Origin of the sequence: Lysinibacillus sp. RC79, from assembly GCF_041262405.1 — a bacterium.
Taxonomy (GTDB): Bacteria; Bacillota; Bacilli; order Bacillales_A; family Planococcaceae; genus Lysinibacillus.
Genome location: NZ_JBGCCD010000003.1, coordinates 12,933 through 34,170, shown reverse-complemented (window position 1 = coordinate 34,170; position 21,238 = coordinate 12,933). Strand labels below are relative to the sequence as shown.

Annotated in this window: 20 protein-coding genes; 14 read left to right on the top strand and 6 right to left on the bottom strand. The window is 34.3% G+C overall.

Annotated elements, in window-relative coordinates:
- Positions 1 to 2: 2 nt before the first annotated feature.
- From ABH968_RS03920 to ABH968_RS03900, 5 genes are all read left to right on the top strand, one after another.
- Positions 3 to 1,184 (top strand): ABC transporter permease, encoded by a 1,182-nt coding sequence (locus ABH968_RS03920; RefSeq protein WP_370042741.1) that lies wholly within the window; start codon positions 3 to 5, stop codon positions 1,182 to 1,184.
- On the top strand, positions 1,177 to 2,325 hold the full coding sequence (locus ABH968_RS03915; protein WP_370042739.1) for an ABC transporter permease: 1,149 nt from the start codon (positions 1,177 to 1,179) through the stop codon (positions 2,323 to 2,325). Before ABH968_RS03920 ends, ABH968_RS03915 begins: the two co-directional genes overlap by 8 nt.
- A gap of 25 nt (positions 2,326 to 2,350) precedes the next feature.
- Complete coding sequence (acpS, locus tag ABH968_RS03910; protein ID WP_370042737.1) at positions 2,351 to 2,758, top strand: holo-ACP synthase; 408 nt, start codon at positions 2,351 to 2,353, stop codon at positions 2,756 to 2,758.
- 80 nt (positions 2,759 to 2,838) lie between these two features.
- Positions 2,839 to 3,534 carry an ABC transporter ATP-binding protein gene (locus tag ABH968_RS03905; protein WP_370042735.1) on the top strand — a complete coding sequence of 232 codons (696 nt, stop codon included), beginning with the start codon at positions 2,839 to 2,841 and terminating at the stop codon, positions 3,532 to 3,534.
- Positions 3,535 to 3,538: 4 nt separating this feature from the next.
- On the top strand, positions 3,539 to 5,878 hold the full coding sequence (locus tag ABH968_RS03900; protein ID WP_370042733.1) for an FtsX-like permease family protein: 2,340 nt from the start codon (positions 3,539 to 3,541) through the stop codon (positions 5,876 to 5,878).
- Positions 5,879 to 6,142: 264 nt separating this feature from the next.
- On the opposite strand, the gene ABH968_RS03895 is transcribed toward ABH968_RS03900, so the two are convergent.
- On the bottom strand, positions 6,143 to 6,742 hold the full coding sequence (locus ABH968_RS03895; protein ID WP_370042731.1) for a trimeric intracellular cation channel family protein: 600 nt from the start codon (positions 6,740 to 6,742) through the stop codon (positions 6,143 to 6,145).
- Positions 6,743 to 7,307: 565 nt separating this feature from the next.
- Here ABH968_RS03895 and ABH968_RS03890 point away from each other — a divergent pair.
- The 3 genes from ABH968_RS03890 to glnA all read left to right on the top strand — a co-directional run bounded on the left by ABH968_RS03890 (position 7,308) and on the right by glnA (position 10,674).
- The gene (locus ABH968_RS03890) at positions 7,308 to 8,558 is read left to right on the top strand and encodes a methionine gamma-lyase family protein (protein WP_370042729.1); all 1,251 of its coding nucleotides are present in this window, start codon (positions 7,308 to 7,310) and stop codon (positions 8,556 to 8,558) included.
- 322 nt (positions 8,559 to 8,880) lie between these two features.
- A complete protein-coding gene (locus ABH968_RS03885) occupies positions 8,881 to 9,255 on the top strand; it encodes a MerR family transcriptional regulator (RefSeq protein ID WP_370042727.1) in 375 nt (124 codons plus the stop codon).
- Positions 9,256 to 9,339: 84 nt separating this feature from the next.
- On the top strand, positions 9,340 to 10,674 hold the full coding sequence (gene glnA, locus ABH968_RS03880; protein WP_370042725.1) for a type I glutamate--ammonia ligase: 1,335 nt from the start codon (positions 9,340 to 9,342) through the stop codon (positions 10,672 to 10,674).
- 144 nt (positions 10,675 to 10,818) lie between these two features.
- On the opposite strand, the gene ABH968_RS03875 is transcribed toward glnA, so the two are convergent.
- Positions 10,819 to 11,223: a CotD family spore coat protein gene (locus tag ABH968_RS03875; RefSeq protein ID WP_370042723.1), complete on the bottom strand. Its 405-nt coding sequence runs from the start codon at positions 11,221 to 11,223 to the stop codon at positions 10,819 to 10,821.
- A 598-nt stretch (positions 11,224 to 11,821) separates the two neighbouring features.
- Between ABH968_RS03875 and ABH968_RS03870 the strand changes: the two genes are divergently transcribed.
- Both ABH968_RS03870 and ABH968_RS03865 read left to right on the top strand, forming a co-directional pair.
- Positions 11,822 to 13,177 (top strand): YjiH family protein, encoded by a 1,356-nt coding sequence (locus ABH968_RS03870; RefSeq protein ID WP_370042917.1) that lies wholly within the window; start codon positions 11,822 to 11,824, stop codon positions 13,175 to 13,177.
- 161 nt (positions 13,178 to 13,338) lie between these two features.
- Positions 13,339 to 13,893, top strand: coding sequence for a hypothetical protein (locus ABH968_RS03865; protein ID WP_370042721.1), 555 nt, complete (start codon positions 13,339 to 13,341; stop codon positions 13,891 to 13,893).
- A gap of 74 nt (positions 13,894 to 13,967) precedes the next feature.
- On the opposite strand, the gene ABH968_RS03860 is transcribed toward ABH968_RS03865, so the two are convergent.
- Genes ABH968_RS03860 through ABH968_RS03850 form a run of 3 tightly spaced genes read right to left on the bottom strand, consistent with a single transcriptional unit; the run spans position 13,968 to position 15,874 of the window.
- Positions 13,968 to 14,648 (bottom strand): hypothetical protein, encoded by a 681-nt coding sequence (locus ABH968_RS03860; protein WP_370042719.1) that lies wholly within the window; start codon positions 14,646 to 14,648, stop codon positions 13,968 to 13,970.
- Entirely contained in the window at positions 14,645 to 15,511 is an 867-nt protein-coding gene (locus ABH968_RS03855) for an ABC transporter ATP-binding protein (RefSeq protein WP_370042717.1), read from the bottom strand. The genes ABH968_RS03860 and ABH968_RS03855 overlap by 4 nt, the downstream gene beginning before the upstream one ends.
- A gap of 3 nt (positions 15,512 to 15,514) precedes the next feature.
- Positions 15,515 to 15,874: a GntR family transcriptional regulator gene (locus tag ABH968_RS03850; protein WP_370042715.1), complete on the bottom strand. Its 360-nt coding sequence runs from the start codon at positions 15,872 to 15,874 to the stop codon at positions 15,515 to 15,517.
- A gap of 278 nt (positions 15,875 to 16,152) precedes the next feature.
- Between ABH968_RS03850 and queF the strand changes: the two genes are divergently transcribed.
- Positions 16,153 to 16,653, top strand: a complete 501-nt coding sequence (gene queF, locus ABH968_RS03845; RefSeq protein WP_049668571.1) for a preQ(1) synthase — start codon at positions 16,153 to 16,155, stop codon at positions 16,651 to 16,653.
- Positions 16,653 to 17,288 (top strand): queuosine precursor transporter, encoded by a 636-nt coding sequence (locus ABH968_RS03840; RefSeq protein WP_370042713.1) that lies wholly within the window; start codon positions 16,653 to 16,655, stop codon positions 17,286 to 17,288. Before queF ends, ABH968_RS03840 begins: the two co-directional genes overlap by 1 nt.
- 193 nt (positions 17,289 to 17,481) lie before the next feature.
- On the opposite strand, the gene ABH968_RS03835 is transcribed toward ABH968_RS03840, so the two are convergent.
- Positions 17,482 to 18,483, bottom strand: a complete 1,002-nt coding sequence (locus tag ABH968_RS03835) for an acyltransferase family protein (protein ID WP_370042711.1) — start codon at positions 18,481 to 18,483, stop codon at positions 17,482 to 17,484.
- Positions 18,484 to 18,771: 288 nt separating this feature from the next.
- Here ABH968_RS03835 and ABH968_RS03830 point away from each other — a divergent pair, with 288 nt between their 5' ends.
- Positions 18,772 to 19,023, top strand: a complete 252-nt coding sequence (locus ABH968_RS03830; RefSeq protein WP_370042709.1) for a phage holin — start codon at positions 18,772 to 18,774, stop codon at positions 19,021 to 19,023.
- Positions 19,024 to 19,117: 94 nt separating this feature from the next.
- Positions 19,118 to 21,223: a DUF2339 domain-containing protein gene (locus ABH968_RS03825; protein ID WP_370042708.1), complete on the top strand. Its 2,106-nt coding sequence runs from the start codon at positions 19,118 to 19,120 to the stop codon at positions 21,221 to 21,223.
- Positions 21,224 to 21,238 lie beyond the last annotated feature (15 nt).

Below are 21,238 nucleotides of genomic sequence, written 5' to 3'. Positions count from 1 at the left end.
TAATGAAAATATTTTGGATAGCAATAAAAGATTTAAAATTAACTTTTTTTGATTGGAAGGCATTATTAATTTTAATTATTACACCATTGGTATTGATTTTAATATTAGGTAATGCTTTAGCAGGTACTTTTGAAGATAACTCTACTATAGAAAAATTTACTGTAGCAGTTGTACACGACCCAAATCAACAAAATGAAAAATTATTAAAACAAGTCAAGGAAAATGCTGAAAAATTTATTCATATCGAAGAAATGAATAAACAAGAAGCTAAAGCCGAAGTGGAAAGTGGAGAAATTCCAGTAATGGTATTAATCCCTGAACAAATTACAAAATCGAATCCTATCTTTGTACAGCATAATGTAAAATCAGAACTTCAAGGTAAAATTACTGAACAGGTATTCAATCAAGTACTTCAGGGTGCGAATCTCATAGAAGAAGCTTATAAAATCGCATCAGAAAATTCCGATATTGATTTACAACCTGTAAATTTCCAACAAAACGGATTTGATGAAAAAAATCGAGATATTTCAGAGATTTTATTTAAAAAGAATAGTAGTTTTGAAGATAGAAAGACAGTTTCTTCATTTCAATATTATGCAGCTGGAATAAGTGTCATGTTTATTTTGCTGACTGGTATGTCTGGCCTTAGCTCAATAATTGAAGAACAGAAATTAGGAACGTATTCTAGGATAAGAACGGCCACTTTAAGTTTACCGTCATATTTAACTGGAAAGTGGTTAAGTACAACAGTTACTTGTTTACTTCAATTCATCATTTTATATTTAGGGACTTCCTATATTTTTGATATAACTTGGGGGGACCATATTGAAGGTTTATTTCTTTTAATAATTGCCTATATATTTGGAATTGGAGGCATTGTTATCTTCCTAACAACTTTTATTACAACACAGACAATGGTAAACATTTTTCGTGGAGTAGGTGTACAAATTATGGTCTTACTGGGGGGGAGCATGATACCTGTTCAATCCTTTCCAGAGAAATTACAATACGCTGCTTATATCACGCCTAACTATTGGGCCTTAAACGGAATTTTAGATTTAATGGGAGGTAAGAATAGCAGTGATATAGTTTTCGAGATAATTATTCTACTATGTATAGGTCTTCTTACATTTAGCATAGGCTATATTAGACTTTCGAAAAGGGAGGGAGAGAATCTTGGGTAAAGTATGGTATGTTGCAAGACAACAATTTAAATTAATTTTAGGAAAGCGTGGTTCTTTACTTTTGATGTTTATAATGCCCATTGCTTTCTCCTTTATTTTTGGATTTTTAAATGGGACTTATGGAGATGAGAAGAATTCCTCTTTATCAATGATACTTGTAGATTTAGATAAAACGACAATATCTAAAGAATATCAAAAATTGCTAGAAAATAATCATTCTGTTGTCTGGCTTAATAAGAACGAAACAGAAGCGAAAAAATTAATGGATAAAGATAATACTAAAGGTGTCTTAATAATTCCTGAAGGCTTTCAAAAAGGAATAATAAATGGAGATGAAAAGGAACAATTAATTTTAACCTTGAAACAAGAATCTCCTGAAATAAAGAATGATATTATAGCATCATATCAACAACTTAGGACCATTTATGAAATAGAACAAAACTTTAGTAACCATGAATCGGTAAATAATTTATCGAAAGTTGTTGAAAATATAAATTCTAATCGGTCTATTGTAAAAAGAGACATTTTAGGGGATGGATTGATCGTTGAAAAACAAAAAGCAATTAATCGAAACTCATTAGGGTTTGCAATTATGTTTTTAATGTTCACACTTATGTCTTCGTCAGCAGTTTTACTTGATGAACGTACAGAGGGTACTTTAGGAAGGTTGATGACTACTCCTACTTCGAAAATTACCATTTTTATTGGATATATATTAGCTTTCTTTATGATTGGATGGTTTCAGTTTGGTATTTTAATGTTGGTAAGCGCCTTTATATTTGGAGTTACATGGGGGAATGTTTGGGGAGCTATTATATTCGCCTCATTGTTAATCATTACTTTTATTGGATTAGGATTAATGATTGGTGGCTTTGTAAAAACTGTAAAGCAACAACAGGCAATAGGTAGTTTAATTATTATTTCAACTTCGATGTTAGGTGGGGTATATTGGCCAATTGATATTGTAGGAGATGTTTTTAAAAAAATATCATTATTTATGCCGCAAACATGGGCTTTAAGCGGTTTCCAAGATTTGATGGTAAGTAATTCTGGTATTTCTGAGATAACTTTACAAGTCGTTATCATATTGGGGTTTGCAGTGGTATTTTTGGGGGTAGGATTAAGGAGATTTAAATTTTAAGTAAGAAAAGTATGGGAAGTGCAAAATGATAATTGGCATTGGTTTTGATTTAATCGATTTGGATAGAATTAAAAATTTATTAGAAAGAAATAATTCAGATTTGAAAAAATTATTTTTCACAGATAATGAAGGAAAACAATTTGAAAAATTAAAGAACGAAAAACGTAAAATAGAATGGGTTGCTGGTAGAATTGCTGCTAAAGAATCATTTGCGAAAGCTGTTGGGACAGGATTTGCAAAAAATGTAGGGTTTCAAGATATAGAAATTATTTCTAATTCTTTAGGCAAACCTGAGGTAAAGTACCTAAAATCAATAGAGATGATTTTTCCTGAATACCAACAGGTTGACTTTCTACTTACAATAACTCATTCACAACAATCGGCTGGTGCGGTTGTAGTCATACAAGGATTACCATTTTCAAAATTTTTTTGAGAGGTTTAGATTGGCTATAGTTTTTTTGGAAAAATACAATCATTTCAAAAATTGTGTTTGAAATTTGGAAGGTGGATAAAATGTATTTAATAAATGGTTTAAGTAAATCTTACAAAAACGGTGAAATAATTAACCAAGTATTAAAAGGAATTGATTTAAAGATTGATACAGGCGAATTTGTAACAATTCTAGGCCCTTCTGGTTCAGGAAAGTCCACATTTCTAAATATTTTAGGGGGTCTTGACCTAGATTTTCAAGGAAAAGTCGAATTCTTTGGAAAAGATTTTAACAAATCTAATGAAAAAAAAATGGTGAAATTTAGACGAGAAAACGTCTCGTTTATTTTCCAGGAGTATCATTTATTGCCGACGCTTACGGTTTACGAGAATGTAAAGGTTGGGCAATACCTTAGTCCCTCCAAAAGTTCTATTGATGAAATTTTAGGAAAAGTAGGTTTATTAGAGCATAAAGATAAATATCCAAGCCAACTTTCTGGAGGACAAAAACAACGTGTAGCCATTGCACGTGCAATAATAAAAAATCCTAAAGTAATTTTTTGTGATGAACCAACAGGTGCACTTGATAGTTCTACAGCTAAAATGATTATGAATTTACTAGTAAAAATGAATAGAGAAAATAATATTACTTTAATCTTAATTACACATAATGTAGAGTTGGCGAATTTATCCAACAAGATCATTAATATGGTTGATGGAGAAATTGATTCTATAAAAATTGTTGAAAATCCATTAACTATTGAAAAGATAGTGTGGTGATTAAATGTTAAATAAACATTCAATAAAATATTTGTTTAAGTATAATAAATTCCTGTTTATTTCCATTAATTTTATGATTTTGATCACAAGTTTAATCGCTTTTTCATTGTTTGTTACAAATGATAATCTGGATACAGTTAATGAAAAGTATCAAATGTTGAAACAAGAAGATTTTAATTTTTTACCTAAATTGAATAAGGATGATATCAATAATTTAGTTTCAACATACGAAATTAGCCCTAAAGAATTTGAAGAGAAAGACTTCAATCAGATCCTTTTAGAGCACAATATTTTATATAGTGATGTTTATCATGAAAGAATAGATGAGTTACAAAAAAAATATGGATTTAAAAGTGAATTACAACAATCTAAATTTTTTGAATCAAACGGAAAAAACTATAGAGTTATTAAAAATAATGAAATAATTAATAAATTCCTTTTTTTAGAAGGTGAGATGGCTGTAAAGGATAACGAAGTAGTTATTGATGTAAATACAGCTAAAAAAAGAGATTTAAGTATAGGAAGCTCTTTTAATATTGAAGAAAAAGAATATAAAGTGTCCGGTATTGCGAGTTTTCCAGGTTTAATTAATCCTAATATGAGTATTTCAGGTTATAAAATTTATAAACCAGAAACATCTGTCATTATTTCTTTAAATGACGAGCAATATAATTTATTCGATGCACCAGAAAAATCTTATTATGCTGGAATATGGACAAATAGTCCTCGAGAAATTCCTAGCTCAGAGATTGAATATAAAATAGACAAGAAGAATAATACCGAGATTAATACACTAGATTTAAAAATATCGATGAATAAAATAATTATTGGTGTCACTGTAACAATGTTATTATCTATTGTTGGCATAATGTTAGCGATGGTTATAATAAAAATGATTCAAGATAACTTAAAAATTTATGGTGTATTGAAGGCAGTCGGATATAAAAATTTAGAGATAGTTTTAAGTTTTTCTCCAATCTCCTTTTTATTGGTTATTCCTGTTTCTTTAGGCATTCTAATAACTAACTTTATTAATAATAAAATATTTGGTGTAATGAATAGTGATTTATTAGCCCCATACCTTAATAAAAAAATTGATTTATTTTTAAGTTTTTCTGTTATGGCAATTTTTTTTATAGGTGTTTTAGTTTTCTCATTTTCAATTATTTTCTTGTTACTGAGAAAGAACTCAATTCAACTTATTCATGAGACTAGTCAAGTAAAAAATAACCTAATTAAAAGAATTTTATTGAAGTTATTTGCTAGAAAGAAATTTTTAAGTGATTTACGTAACAAATTTATTTTTAGAAATTTATTTGTTTTTTGTATAGTAATTTTTTCTGGGTTTGCATTAGGTGTTCAAGTTCTAATGAGTATGGGAATGGCAAGCTTTCCAGACCAAATGGCTAATGCATTAGAAAAACAATATACGTATGAATACAATTCAATATTAAATAATAATATTGATATTTCTAATATAGAAGATGCGCAAGGATATTTTATAAGAAATATGAAGATAGACGCCAAAAATAAAATAAGTGATGATATAACTTTGATCGCCCTTGAAAGCGATAAAAAGAATCAATATATTCATTTCTATGATTACGAAACAAATAGTGGTATAAACAATAAACTTCAACAAGGGGTAATTATTAACAAGTGGTTCGCAAATAAATATAATCTTGAAGTTGGCGACAAGATAAAAATTTATGACAACAAAAAAAATATAAGTATTAAAATAGCAGGAGTTAATTTAGATTTACAAGGAAATGAGATGTACACTTCTAAAAAATATTATGAAAATGTATTTTCTGAAAAGTTAGATTTTTATAGTGGTTTTTATAGTATAGAAAAACCAATTATAAACAAAGAAAATATTATTCAAACATTTGTACAAAAAGAACAAAAAGAAGCAGTAAAACTTCATTTTGAAAATTATAAAATTATATCAGGTGCTATGTTATCTTTAGGATTAATACTTGGTGGAATATTATTATGCATTTCCATATACATTGCAATAAAAACAGGGGAAAAAAATATTCTTTTACTTAAGTCAATGGGATATAAAAATACTGAAATTAATCGTGTTTCAATTATCGGTTATATATATCCTTTAATAATAGGTATTGCGATATCGATACCTTATTTCTTACTTTTGGGTAAATTGCTTTTTGGTGAACTTTCAAAATCAGCAACTTTCTATTTACCAATGCAAGTATCATTTATAAATATTTTATTAGTTACTAGTTTTTCATTATTGTTCTTTATACTAATTTCGATTTTTTATATGTTAAAAGTAAAAAAGTCAACTTCTTTTCAGAAACTGTTAGCTGAAAAATGGTGACGTATTATAGTTGCATTTAAGAAACTTGCATTAATGAAAGGATGTTGACCTCCTTTCATTAATGGATTAGTCGATGAACTATTGCGATGTGTACTGTGGGTATCCTTTAGATAAATAAAGGATGTCTCAGTACACAATTATTTTGCTGTTTAATATTTAAAGTACGGGTTGTAAATCATTTTGATAGTTAGTTTCAAATTATTATAAATCTGACACCTCCTCTTTTATAAACATACTAGTTTCTTGCTTTTTTATATATTAAAGCTAATTCAACCTCCGTAACGGTAAACGCCATTTCTTCATATATGAAAGTATTCTTAGTACAGTGATCACACCAAATAATACAAATAAAAAGATATCCCCTGAAAATAGTTGAAGTCCGATGATAAGCCCGGCTAGCGCTGCCCAAACACCATAGATTTCATCACGAAGAACTAACGGTTTACGTCTAGCTAATAAATCGCGAACAATTCCACCACCTGACCCTGTTAAGACAGCAGCTACAATAACGGCACTAATAGGCATGTCGAGCTTCACAGCATAAAGGGCACCTTGAATCGCAAATGCCGATAATCCAATAGCATCAGTGAAGTTGCCCCAACGATGCCAATGCTGAATGAGTCGATGTGGAAATAAGAAAAAAATTGTGATGGCTGCAATGGCAATTTGGAACATCATATCCTGACCCCAAAGCGTTGTTACAGGTAAACCTATGAGTAGATTTCGTATAGCTCCACCGCCGAAAGCAGTTACGATACCGAGTATATAAACACCGAATAAATCGTATTCTTCCTCCATTGCAATTATTGCCCCGGAAATAGCAAAGGCAATTGTTCCAATGATACTAAAAACCTCCCAAGCCAACCCTTTCACCCCTTAAGTGAATAAATCATTTCATGTAGTTTTAAATTAGATTCCATACTAGGAATCATTAAAGTCTCCTTTTTTGTATCTAAGAGTATTTACAAAGGAAATCATCGACTTATGATTTAGAATTATCAGATATTAAATGTCAAGAGTATTGATCAGGAAAAAATAGGTTTATTATTGAGCGATAAAGGATTTTTTTGTTTCTATTTTGCTATTATATTCCCATTTTAACTGATTGTAGCGTAGGGCTACTCGACTCCCGCGGGAAAGCGAGGCAGACGAGACCCTGCACGGAGCGCAGCGGAGGAAGCGGCTCGACGCTCGCCCGCAGGAAAGCGAGTAGCCCGTAGCGGAAATCAGCCTCTTTGAATTAATTCGGATGTATAAAAATGGTTAATCAACATACCTAATTAAATATCTTATTATAGCAGAAAAAATAGATGTAGTTTGTAATTTAGCTTAGCGCCAAAATGCAATTAGAAACACAAGCAAATTTTGCAGGCAAGCTCACAAATTGTTAAGATAGGATTTGAACAAATGTGAAATGGAGAAGAACATAATGACTTTTACAACGAATTTATCAGAAGAAACACTAGCATTAGCTGCTAAAATAGAAGAAAAGGTACGCCCTTTTCATGCAAAGGTAGAAGACATGGCGTTCTTCAATCAACAAAAAGTGCTTGCTGCATTCCGAAAGCATCAAGTAAGTGATTATCATCTGCACCCGTCTAATGGTTATGGCTATGATGATGAGGGGCGTGACAATCTAGAACGAGTTTATGCAGAGGTCTTTGGAGCGGAGGCTGCCATTGTACGTCCCCAAATTATTTCTGGTACACATGCAATCACACTTAGCTTATTCGGAGTGCTACGTCCTGGTGATGAATTACTTTATATTTCGGGGCAGCCGTATGATACATTGCAATCAATAGTCGATGGTGGCGATAAGGATACTGGCTCGTTAAAAGATTATAAAATCGGTTATAGCCATGTGGATTTAATCGATAATCAAGAGATCGATTGGGAAGGTGTTGCAGCTGCAATTACAGCAAACACAAAAATGATTGCTATCCAACGTTCGAAGGGCTATGCAACGCGCCCATCCTTTACCATTTCGCAAATTGCAGAAATGTGTGCAAAGATCCGTGGATTAGCACCGAATGCAGTTATTTTCGTCGATAATTGCTACGGAGAATTTGTTGAGGCACAGGAACCAACAGAGGTTGGGGCTGATTTAATAGCAGGCTCGCTCATTAAAAATCCTGGTGGAGGCTTAGCGAAAATTGGTGGTTATATTGCGGGTCGTGCAGATTTAGTAGAGAAATGTGCTTATCGTATGACATCACCAGGTATTGGTGCTGAAGCAGGAGCAACATTAAATACGCTTGGTGATTTCTATCAAGGATTTTTCCTTGCTCCACATGTTGTATCTCAAGCATTAAAAGGTGCCATTTTTACTGCTGCTATGTTGGGGGAAATAGGCATGAATACATCACCAAGGTATGATGCTAATCGTACGGATTTAATTCAATCGGTTTCTTTCCAAACGGCGGAACAAATGATTGCTTTTTGTCGTGAAATTCAAGCGAACTCACCAATCAATGCGCATTATGCACCTGAGCCAGCGTATATGCCTGGCTATGAAGATGATGTCATCATGGCAGCTGGAACTTTCATTCAAGGTTCAAGCATTGAGCTTACAGCAGACGGTCCTATTCGTCCGCCATTTACAGCATTTATTCAAGGTGGGTTAACATACGAGCACGTAAAATTTGCTATTTGTAGTGCTGTTCAAAAAATCCAAAAATAGGTAACGAAAAACTATTCAAAACTTCCATTTTGAATATAGTTTTCTATTTATGGACGAAAAGTTGAAGATACGTATCCTATTTATATAAGTTGATTGGTGTGGAGACTTGACAACTCCTTGGGGATTAGCAGCTCATCGGACGCCCCGGGGAAAGCGCCAAGCCGGAACGGAAATCAACCCCACGTTAGGATATTAAGTTTAGTTTTTTACAATTTTTCATCATTTCAAAAAAATATTTTAATGCATGTTAGGAAACCTTACATGAACGGTTGACAGTGTAAATTTTTCATTATATTATTAGCAGGTATTGGAGGGGACTTAAATGAGTCGTGAAATTAGACGAACTATGCCGTTATTATCTATGAATATCGTAATGCAATTGACAGAGCTTTCGGCACGTCAGATTCGTTATTATGAAGAACACCATTTAATTGAGCCGCACCGAACAGAAGGCAACCGTCGAATGTTTTCATTAAATGACGTCGATACACTGCTGGAAATTAAAGATTATTTGGATCAGGGTATGAACATGGCGAAAATTAAAAAGCTGTTCGCTAAAAAGAATGAACCTGTTTCAACAGATGAACGTGATTTAAGTGACTCAGAATTACGTCACATCATGCGTGAAGAAGTGCGTCAAGCGCAACGCATGCAAAAATCATCCATCCGACGTGGGGATTTATCCCGATTCTATTAATAAAAGGCAACATCATTCATTTCTTTATTAATAGAGTAGGGTAATGATAAAAAAGCTAGACAATTTATAGGAGTGTGGAAATCTGTGGGTAAATACACAAAAGAGGACATTAAACGTCTAATCGAGGAAAAAAACGTAAGCTTTATACGTCTACAATTTACGGATATTCTTGGCACAATCAAAAATGTTGAGATTCCTGTAAGCCAACTAGATAAAGCTCTAGAAAACAAAATGATGTTTGATGGCTCATCTATTGAGGGCTTCGTACGTATCGAAGAATCAGATATGTATTTATATCCTGACTTGGATACTTTCGTAGTGTTCCCTTGGACTTCTGAAAAAGGAAAAGTAGCACGTTTCATCTGTGATGTATACACTGCTAAAGGCGAGCCATTTGCTGGTGACCCACGAAACAACTTAAAACGTATCCTTAAGAAAATGGAAGAAATGGGCTTTACAAGCTTCAATTTAGGGCCTGAGCCAGAATTCTTCTTATTTAAATTAGATGCAAAAGGTGAACCGACATTAGAAGTAAATGACCACGGTGGTTACTTCGACTTAGCACCAACTGATCTTGGCGAAAACTGCCGTCGTGATATCGTATTAGAGCTAGAAGAAATGGGCTTCGAAATTGAAGCATCTCACCATGAGGTAGCTCCTGGACAACACGAAATTGACTTTAAATATGCAAATGCAATTACAGCTTGTGACAATATCCAAACGTTTAAATTAGTTGTTAAAACAATTGCTCGTAAACACGGTCTACATGCTACATTTATGCCAAAACCATTATTCGGTGAAGCTGGCTCTGGCATGCACTTCAATGTTTCGTTATTTAAAGGTAAAGAGAATGCATTCTACGATGAATCTACTGAAATAGGTCTTTCTGAAACAGCAATGCAATTCATGGCAGGTGTCCTTGCTCACGTTCAAGGCTTCACAGCTGTGACAAACCCAACAGTTAACTCTTATAAACGTCTTGTACCGGGTTATGAAGCGCCATGTTATGTAGCATGGTCAGCTCAAAATCGTTCACCACTTATCCGTATCCCATCAGCACGTGGTCTTTCAACTCGTGTAGAAGTACGCTCTGTGGACCCATCTGCTAATCCGTATTTAGCGATGGCTGTTATTTTAGAAGCTGGTCTTGAAGGGATCCGTCGAAACTTAACACCACCAGCTGCTATTAATCGAAACATCTACGTGATGTCTGATGAAGAGCGTAAAGCGAATGGTATCGCAAACTTACCACCAGCACTTGATGATGCTTTAGCATTACTTGCTAAAGATGAAGTAGCTCAAGCAGCTTTAGGTGAGCATATTTATGCAAACTTTAAAGAAGCAAAAGAAATCGAGTTCGACATGTATCGTACAACAGTACACCAATGGGAACGCGATCAATATTTAAAAATGTATTAAAAATATTAACCGAGTACCTAGTAAAGGTGCTCGGTTTTTCTTATGAAATGAGCGTAAATAGTAAATGATAGAAATAGGCATTTTCATAAGAGAGTGCTATTGAAAAATATGCGATGAGGTATTTTTAACCTCATCGCATATTTATTAATAGCCCATATGATGATGACCCATATGATGATGGTCCATGTGATGGTGATGATGTCCCATATGGTGGTGGTGATGATGCGGCATATGGCAAGGTTCAGGTGGCATTTCACAAAGTGTATGAGTTTCGCAACATTCATTCACTACAGACTCAGTGCATGGGAAATGATACTGATGATCAATCATATGTTTATTAACTGTTGTTACATGTGCTGGCTGTATATGTGGTACAACTGTATGGATGTAGTTAGTGCGTACAAATTCCTCTGGTGGACAACAATGTGGTGGCTCAAATTGAGTTGGACATGTAATCGGTGGACAACAATGTGGACCTTTTGCATGATGATGGTGATGCATATGATGCATATGTTGCATATGTTGCATATGATGCATACGTCTATCCATGGTAAAACCTCCTGTTTTGATAAGTTGTGGTTCATAATTAACATATGAGATGAAAGACAATATGGTCTATTTGTATGCCTATTAAGGGCTGGTTAAATCTCTTAGGTAATTAAAATAGGTATGATTAATGGAGAGTTTCGCCAAATTTCAACTTCTTTTAGACTTCAGCTACTGTAAAATTGAGCTTTGTTGAAAAGTAATAGTGCAAAGAAGAAATGCAGATATTATTAGCAGAGAATAATAATAATATTAAAATTTAGATTGAATAAAAATGCATTTTGTTGTAGAATTAACCGATGTATTGTAGGTTTACGATATTTTTTAAGTTCATAAAAATGAATGATAGTGATTATTCTATAAGACTTAATGCATAAAAATTTTGCATTGCGGATGTTAATTATAAAAAGTAGTGTTTGGGCATTCCTTTATTACTTTTTAAAGGAATGTTTTTTTATTTTATCCTTCATGAACTGCTCGTAAATGCCAGATTGATGAATGAAACATTTATACAGATATACATTTCTTGGTGGTTTCACAGTACCTAACAAGCTTGATGTATAAAACTTCGAAAAAACCTAAAGAAATGAGGCTTTAAATGATGAAAAAATATCCTACTTCTACATACTTTTTCTTCATAATTCCGTCTCTTATTGGTGTCCTATTATTTATGACACCAATTTTAACGGAAGATGGATGGAAAGTTCCAATTGCTATTTTAGCAAATTTACTAGCTGGTTTTGTTGCTCCGGTTATTAGTTATTTTACTATAATTATGTTTGCGATTTCGGCAATTGGATCACTCATTGCCAAATTAATTCCTCGAAATAATACAAAAGAGCCTAGTATATTATATACATTATTTTATGTAAATTGGTTTTGGACAATTATAAGAGTTATCGGCTTAGTATTTGCCTCAATGGTTGTCTTTGATTTTGGACCATCGGCGATTAATAATGAAAATACTGGTGGATTATTAATGAACCCAGACGATGGTTTAGTAACATTTTTATTTACGATTTTCTTATTTGCAGGTCTACTACTACCATTTTTAACAAATTTCGGTTTGCTTGAATTTTTCGGAACGATGATGGTAAAAATCATGCGTCCTCTCTTTAAAAGCCCAGGTCGTTCATCGGTTGATGCACTTACTTCGTGGGTTGGTGATGGAACAATTGGTGTTCTGATGACGAGTAAGCAATATGAAATGGGGAACTATACGAAAAAAGAGTCAGCCATTATTGCAACGAGCTTCTCTGTAGTATCTATCACATTCTGTATCGTAGTATTAGATACAGTGCATTTGTCACGCTATTTTATTCCATATTACTTAACGGTTGTACTTTGCGGTCTTGTGTTAGCGATCGTTATGCCGCGAATTTTTCCGCTTGCTAACAAAGAAGATACTTATATCGACGGTACACCAGTAGATTTATCACGTGAAGAGTTACCAGAAGGCTATAATTCTGTGTCTCATGGCTTAGAAAATGCTTTAGCCGTTGCGCACGCCAATCGTGACCCACGCCAATTTTTGAAAGATGGAACTAGAAATGTCTTGGATTTATGGGTTGGTGTAGCACCGATTGTTATGGCATTTGGTACGGTTGCTCTAATGCTTGCTGAATTCACTAATATTTTTGCATTTTTAGGAAAGCCGTTTGAACCTATTTTAACAGTACTTGGTTTACCAGAAGCAGCTGAAGCAGCACAAACGATGGTTGTTGGCTTTGCTGACATGTTCTTACCTTCAATTTTGGGAGCAGGAATTGAGGCTGACTCTACTCGATTTGTGATTGCTGTCGTTTCTGTGACACAACTTATTTATATGTCTGAAGTTGGCGGCCTTATTTTAGGTACAAAAATTCCACTGAAATTTTTAGATCTAGTTGTTATTTTCTTAATACGTACGATTATTTCACTACCAATCGCAGCATTAGTTGCACACATACTCTTTTAGACTAAAAAGGCAATTGTTGTTCGAATTTACTAACGTGAACAATTGCTTTTTTCTTTATCTAAATTGCGTCTTAAAAAGAATAAAGAGAACAGAATACAACTTGACACATAATTTCAGTGAGTTGGGAAAAACTACACTTAAAGTGATACTGAGGTGATAAAATGGACAGAATTTTTTCTCTCTGCTTAAGTTCCTATTTGTTATTTTCTCAACCAAGTGATGCCTATATAAATGATTCGCTCAGTCCTTATGAAGAAATTTATCCTGAAATAGGCTATAAAACGGTTGAAGCAGCTGCCTCTGATTTTGAACGGCACTTTCATCAAGGACTAAAGCTACCACTTCGAGTACCGCCTATTAGTTTTACACATCATTTTGGTCGGTTTAATAATCTTGATGGTGACATGAACGATTTTTTTGAAGTTACATTTATTAATAATCAACTTCCTGAGCATCATTATAAAATAACGGTTCGACCTATTCAGTTTAAGTACCCATCTAAAAAGGAAAGTATAGTAAAGACATTCGAATTGAAAAACGGAACGACTTCAATTTATATGGAGATATCAGGTTTCAATGTACTTGCTTTTGAAAGAGAATATTGGCAATATATGCTATGGATTGACAAGAGGGTTTCAAATAAGGTGACACCTGAAGTTTTAGTCGACATTGCCAATTCCATTGACTATACAACGCAAGAGGATGAACATGGATAATAAAAAATGCCAAGGCCATTAATGTGGGCTTGGCATCATTTTCTTTTTGAAAGTATTCCGAATAGCCTCTAGAATTATGCTGCATTGACAGAAGCATTTCGAATCGCCATTGTTATGATTGAGTAGAGTAATACACTAAAAACTAATAAACTACTTAAAAGAGTAAAGGTAGATATATTTGATAGTAGGTCAAATAAAGAAGAATACCACTTGAAAATGATTGTAACAATTGGAATTAAGACTAGTAACCCTATAAAACTGTAACCACCAATAGTTCCTAAGCGATAAAAGACAACATTCATCAAAAGGCCGGCTGTTAGGAAGAAAAGCAGTAAAACAGTATCCAATGCCATCGTTTGTAAAAATGATGGGGAATTATTAAAAAATAAAATAGGATGAATAATGAATATGTTGGAAACGAAAGTAATTATTTTTTGTGTACAACCAATTATGAAGGCACCTACTAAGCTCCAACAGATGAAAAAGAGCCCCACATTGAACATAAATTGCAAGCGACATAAACCAAGCCTTAAAAAATAAGACAAGGTTTTATTTAGTAACTTTGCTGCCATGACACTGGAAAAGATATAAACAGGTATAGAAATCATGATGGAAAAAGAATAAATATGCAGTTCAAAAAAAGTATCTATGAAAAGCGAAAATAGGACGATTGAAAATAAAATGCACCAAAAAGTTATAATTTGTTTTTTATAGCTTTGAAATAATACATACAAACTACCCTTTACTGTATTCATTTAATAGCCCTCGCTTTCTGCTGTTTACTTAAATACACCAACATATCTTGTAATGAAACACGTTCAAGCATAATATTCTGTCCTTCAATGGATTGACCATCAGTGAAGACAATTGCAGTTAGCTCCTGCATAAACGTATGCTTATAAATACTCTTTAGACCATTAATTGCCTGCTCAACATCAGAAGGACTACCTTTTACTGCAACAATATGCTCATGCCATTCCTCTGCTGTTTTCTGAAGCAGTAATTGTCCTTCGTGTAAAATAAGTATTTCTTCAAATAGCTTACTTGCCTCATCAATTAAATGTGTAGACAAAATAAAAAGTCTTGGATTTTCGGTTTGTTGTTCAATCAATAAATCATAAAAAGTATTTCGGCCAGCTACATCAAGTCCGATATAAGGTTCATCAAAAATCGTAATTCCTGCATGGCTCGCAAAGCCTGTGATAATGCCTAACGCAGACACCATTCCTTTTGATAAACTGCGAACCTTATCTTTTGGATTTAGAGCAAAAACTTCTAGTAGCTCCATTGCAAGATTCTTATCCCATTTAGGATAAAAGAAGCTATTCGCCTTTAACGTTTGTGCAATAGTCATTTCCTCTTGGAAATTTCCACTCTCTGCAACAAAACAAATATCACGTAGAGTTAAAGGTACATTGAAAACATTTTCTCCGTTGACAGAGATGTTCCCATTATTTGAAGCAATAAGCCCTGATAATAAGTTTAAGAATGTTGTTTTACCAGCGCCATTATGGCCCAAAAATCCAATAATTTTAGGTCCTTCAATTGTAAAAGTTATATTTTTTAAAGCTTCCTTATGTTGATATGATTTACTAACATTTTTCACTTCAATTTTCATAGGTTAACTCCTTTGAAACATATTTTGTAATTCTTCATCCGAAATACCTAATCTTATTGCTTCTTTTTTCAATGGCTCAATATGTTGCTTGAAAAAATTTTCCTTACGCTCCGCAATTAATATCTCACGAGCGTCAGTACTAACAAACATGCCGACTCCGCGTTTTTTATAAATTACGCCTTTGTCCACTAATTCGTTCACGCCCTTTCCAGCTGTTGCAGGATTAATTTGATATTCCTTTGCAAATTCATTTGTGGATGGAATGCGATCTTCGGGTTGTAGGTGTCCATCTAAAATTCCATCCTCTATTCGTTCGCGAATTTGTTGGAAAATGGGCTTTTCATTGTTTAAAGAGTGAATCACAATCCACCTCCTTGTGTTGATTGGTTAATTACTTATGTAACTAACTATATAACGTCAGGATATTTTTGTCAATTCCATATTATGAAAAAATTAGTTGACTGAATGCATTCTTTAAGTTAATATAACTAGCGAATAAGAAAGAGGTTCATAGCGCATACCCTCTATAAAAAACTATGGATGACGTCATCTACGCCATATCCCAAAAATGCGGATATGGCGATTTTTTTTTATTAGGATTCACGCATAATGGACTTCTCACAATTTGAGGAGGCATTTTTATGGCAGGAAGAAATGAAGAGCAAGGATTACAGGATTTAACACTCCTTGGCAACCAAAATACAAAATATTTATTTGAATACTCACCAGAGATACTTGAAGCGGTCGATAATTTGCATACGAAAAACGATTTTTTTGTGAAGTTTAATTGCCCGGAATTTACGAGTCTATGCCCAATGACAGGGCAGCCTGACTTTGCGACAATGTATATTTCTTTTATTCCAGATAAAAAGCTAGTAGAGAGTAAATCATTAAAGCTCTATTTATTTAGCTTCCGTAATCATGGGGACTTTCATGAGGATTGTGTTAACATCATCATGAATGATTTAATTAAACTGATCGAGCCACGTTATATTGAAGTATGGGGCAAGTTTACACCGCGTGGTGGCTTGTCCATTGATCCTTGGTGTAACTATGGTCGCCCGGGCACAAAATATGAAAAAATGGCGGAGCATCGTTTGATGAATCACGATATGTATCCGGAAAAGGTAGATAATCGCTGATGCTTTACTATTTAAATGGATTGTTTGTTGGCTTTTTAATTTTAGCTAATGTTTTAGCTGTTAAAGTGTTTAGTATAGGCGAATGGATGATGCTTCCGGCCGCGGCAATTTTAATCATTTTCACGTATCCGCTGATTGATGTAATTTGCGAGGTATATGGCAAGGAAGCGGGTAGTCGCACGGTCAGAACAGGGCTTATGGCACAAGTGTTTGCGGCATGCTTTATTGCTATTGCCATTGCACTACCACCTGCACAAGCCTTTGTTCATCAGCAGGAGTTTGAGACAATTCTCGGCGGCAGTATGCGTGTCATTATTGCAAGTCTTGTAGCCTATTCGGTCAGCGTTAATTTGGATGTAGTCATATTTAGTAAATTTAAAGAAAAGCATGGAAGCGGAAAGCTTTGGCTTCGAAACAATGCGTCTACGATGCTAAGCCAACTCATCGATACGGCATTATTTATTACGATAGCCTTTTATGGAATAATGCCAATTAAAGTGTTGTTGACATTATTTATAACACAGTATATGTTTAAATTTTTTGCGTCTATTGTAGCAACACCACTTGTTTATGGGTTAGTTTTCGTTGCGCGAAAATTTGATAAACGTAAAGGCTTTGAACCCTCTCATTACTGAGATGATTCAAAGTGATGAAAAACAAAATAGTCATAAATTAGAGCGACTTGCTAGAATATACATGCTATGTGAAGTGGTTGATTGGACGCCCCCCGGAAAGCGCCCTGTCGGAACGGAAATCAACCTCTCGTTTTGCCGAAGAACTATACTTTATTTCATTAACTCAATAATTTTTCTACAACGAGCCATCTCATTACTGAGATGGCTTTTTGATGTGTGCCTTGCCAATCAGATAAGCGCTATAAGGCAAAAACGAAATGATTTTTATAATGAATATACAGACAATCAAGCTCGATAGAAATAGCGTAAGGACTTGAAGAAAGGTTGAAGGTATTTGTGCTGTATATGGGACTAGATATTCTTGAACAAGCCAATGAATCAAAAATATCCCGAATGAATATTGACTTACTAAATTAATGATTTTTAGCTTCGGCACAATTTGACCAAATGCTAAAATGCATAAAGTAATTGAAATGATCAGCAACATCATATCTAATCGTTTAGATGTGATTTCGGTGGCTCCTAAATAATAATTTATAGCTAATATGGAAGCCGAAAGAATAACTAAAACAAGCGTTGCGAATTTGTACTTAATAATATTTGAGGCAACCCATTGATAATACGTACCAATTAAATAAGCAATTACAAAGTAAGGAAGCCAGCCGACGAATAGTAAACGAATTAGATTAGCGTTCTCTATAATAAAATCAACATTCAGATTTACGAGAGTCCTATATAAAATACCGAGTGTAAACAACATGGGGGTTAGCCACACACTTGATAGCTGATATTTTTTTATGATAAAGAACAGGATGTATAACTGAAAGATTGTCACGACAAACCACCCTGAAAAATCTCCTAAGATAATATGACGATACAGCGCATCCCAAAAGCTTTCATCATAATGAAGTGTTGCGTTTGCCGCATACAAAATACCTGCTACTACAAATGGAATATAAACAAATTGAAGTCGACGCCATAAAAATTTAGGAGGCAGCTCAGCTTGATAGCGTTTTGCTAAAATTATAATAGACAATAAAATAAAAGTTGGCGTCGCGAAACATAAAAGTAATCTAAAAAATTGATAGTACGGATTTTCAATGTAACCATTCATAGTCTCCGTATTCGTTGTAGCGTGTAATAACACAATCGATAAGCAGGCAATCGCCCTCAAAACATTCCACTCATACACCATTTCAATCACCCACATTTACGCAAGATTGAAGGCATCCATCAACAAGATGCACCCTAACTATTTATATGAGTAAAGCATTCTTAGTAAAACACATTGATATATAGATTTAAAAATTATTAATAACTCGATGGGAGAGATGTCACATAAATCTTCTGCGGAAGTTGATGGTACTCTCATAACGCGAATATAAGAATCCCTCATATTCCACGTTTATAGCTCCATTTTTGCATATGTGCCATGTTACGGCGGAGCATATACTGTGGATGAGAAGGGGGGAGGTGAGTATTTATGAAAATTAACTGGATGATCCGTTTTCAGCATAAACCATTTTTATTTGCGCTATTTTCGTTGATTTTGTTACTGGCACAGCAAGTAGCAACTATTTTTGGCTATGATTTAACGAGTGCAATGAGTGAGCAGGCAACGCAGATCTTAAATACCGTATTATCAATTTTCGTTTTAATAGGGGTTGTAGTAGATCCAACTACACGGGGAACCAGTGATAGTCAACGTGCTTTAATGTATCGAAGACCTAGATAAATATTAGGGTAAAAATAAATTAAAAGTGTAATTTTACAACAAGGATAAATATGTTATACTGTTAAAAAATTGATAAAGTGGGGAGGATGATTGAATGTCGCTTGAAATGGAGCGGAGGGTTGCCAAGCTCGAACAGGATATGATGGATTTACGCAAGGAATTAGAGGGCTTAAAGCGTCAGGAATCTGTTGAAAAAACAAGTACATTGAGCCCTAGAAAATCCATTATTGAACAATCTACGCCAAAACCAGCACAAAACCTAAAGCCAAATTCAAACTTGAAACCAAAGCCAAAAACAATGCCAGCTCCAGAAAAAAAGATGGAGCCACAGCGAACGTTGGAAGAGCGTATTATGTGGGCACTTCCAAAATTATTTATGGTAATTTTAGTGATGGGGGTGCTTTGGGGTCTTAAGCTCGTGAGTGATTATGGCTATTTATCGAATGAGGTTAAAATCATCCTCGCCTACGCATTATCGATTGCCTTAGCTGCAATAGCTTATGTGTTGGAGCATAAAAAAATAGGATCATCAGCCATCACAATTTCTTTATACGGTGGGGCATTTATTGTTGGAATATTAACAACAGCTGCTAGTGCGATATTGTATGAAATTATAGGTTTAACGATGGCACTTGTTATTGCCGTTGTTTATATCGGCTACGGTATTGCTATTAGCTATTTAAAGAAAAACGAAGTACTAACAATATTTGTGGCGTTTACCTCATTATTACTACCTTATTTACTAGAATATATGGATTTTAGTCCTATAATTATTTTAATCTATGTGGTTGTCCTATTTACGATGCTGCAATTTGTCATTCATCAACACAAGCAGAAATTGGCTCTCTATACAGCAACCTTTTTCTCAGAGCTAGCTGTCAGCATTATAGCGTTTATGAACCATGACAATCGAGTTGTTTTTGCAATAGGTTTCCTAGTTGTTCTAACTATTTTTTACACGAGTTGGTGCCGTTTATATAATGCAGAGTCTAAACTGAAATATATTCATGTCGGACTCCAATTTAGCCTAGGAGCCTTTAATTTATTGCTCTTGAACTTTATTATTAGACCAATTGACTATAGCGAAGCACTATTACTCATAGTAGTCAGCTTGTTTGCAGCTTTAGCGGGTTATGGCTATAAGCAAAAATGGCAGGAGGCATTTGATAGTGCCGTAACACTCGCATTTATTACACTATGTAATACGCTACTAATTATGAATTTACCAGGGAATGTAGAGCATTTGCTCATCCCATTCATCACCTTTGCAGGCGTTATGATGAGTTTGCGATTACGAGCAAGTATGATGAAGGTTGTCGGCTCATTTGCATTTACAATTACACTCGCTTTAAGCTTTATTATTCATGAGCCGACACCATTCTTCAGCATAGATCACGTTAGCTTGATCATGCCGGGAATATATCTCCTAATTATTTATGTATATGCGAGACGTCCAAAAGAGACACTGACATCCTTTGAAAAGTTTATGAAGGAAATGTTTATGCTTGATATTGTAGCAGTTATTACGGCTGGTTATTTCTTAGCCTATATCGGAAAGCTGGATGGAATTTACTTTGCAGGTGCTGGTAATATCCCACACCTAACGTATATGATCCTCGCTTTACTTTTCACGGGATCACTTTTAGTACCAACAAAATACAAAGGGCGTGCATTAACGCCAGTCCTTAGTGTATTTTTCGTTTTCTTCACAGTAATGCTTGAAATTATTCCGTACAATATGCAGGGTGTCGAGTGGCTAAATATAGTAACAAGAATCGTGTATATTGCTGTGATCGTAGCAATTATGATTGATTTACTGATGAAGGGGCGCATTTATCAAATCTATCAAGAGCAAATAGAGAAACTTCTGGACCCGATTGTAAGTGCAGGCGTTGTCCTTACAATGATATCTGTTTGGGGACTCATATCCCAGCTTACCTACAACAGTTTGCTTGATTGGAAGCTAAGTATTGCCTTCTCAACGATTACATTATTCCTAACAGCGAGTATTGCACTATGGCTTAGCACCTTGCGCAACTTACGAACATTACGTATAACAGGTTTTATCATCTTAGTTATTGCGTTTATTAAGCTTATATTCTTTGATTTGTCAGCGCTAGACTTATTAATACGAGCTGTCCTGTTTATCACGATTGGTGGGATTGGGTTGCTGTTGTCGGGTAGGTTGTTGCGGAAATAAAAAAAGGGTTATTTA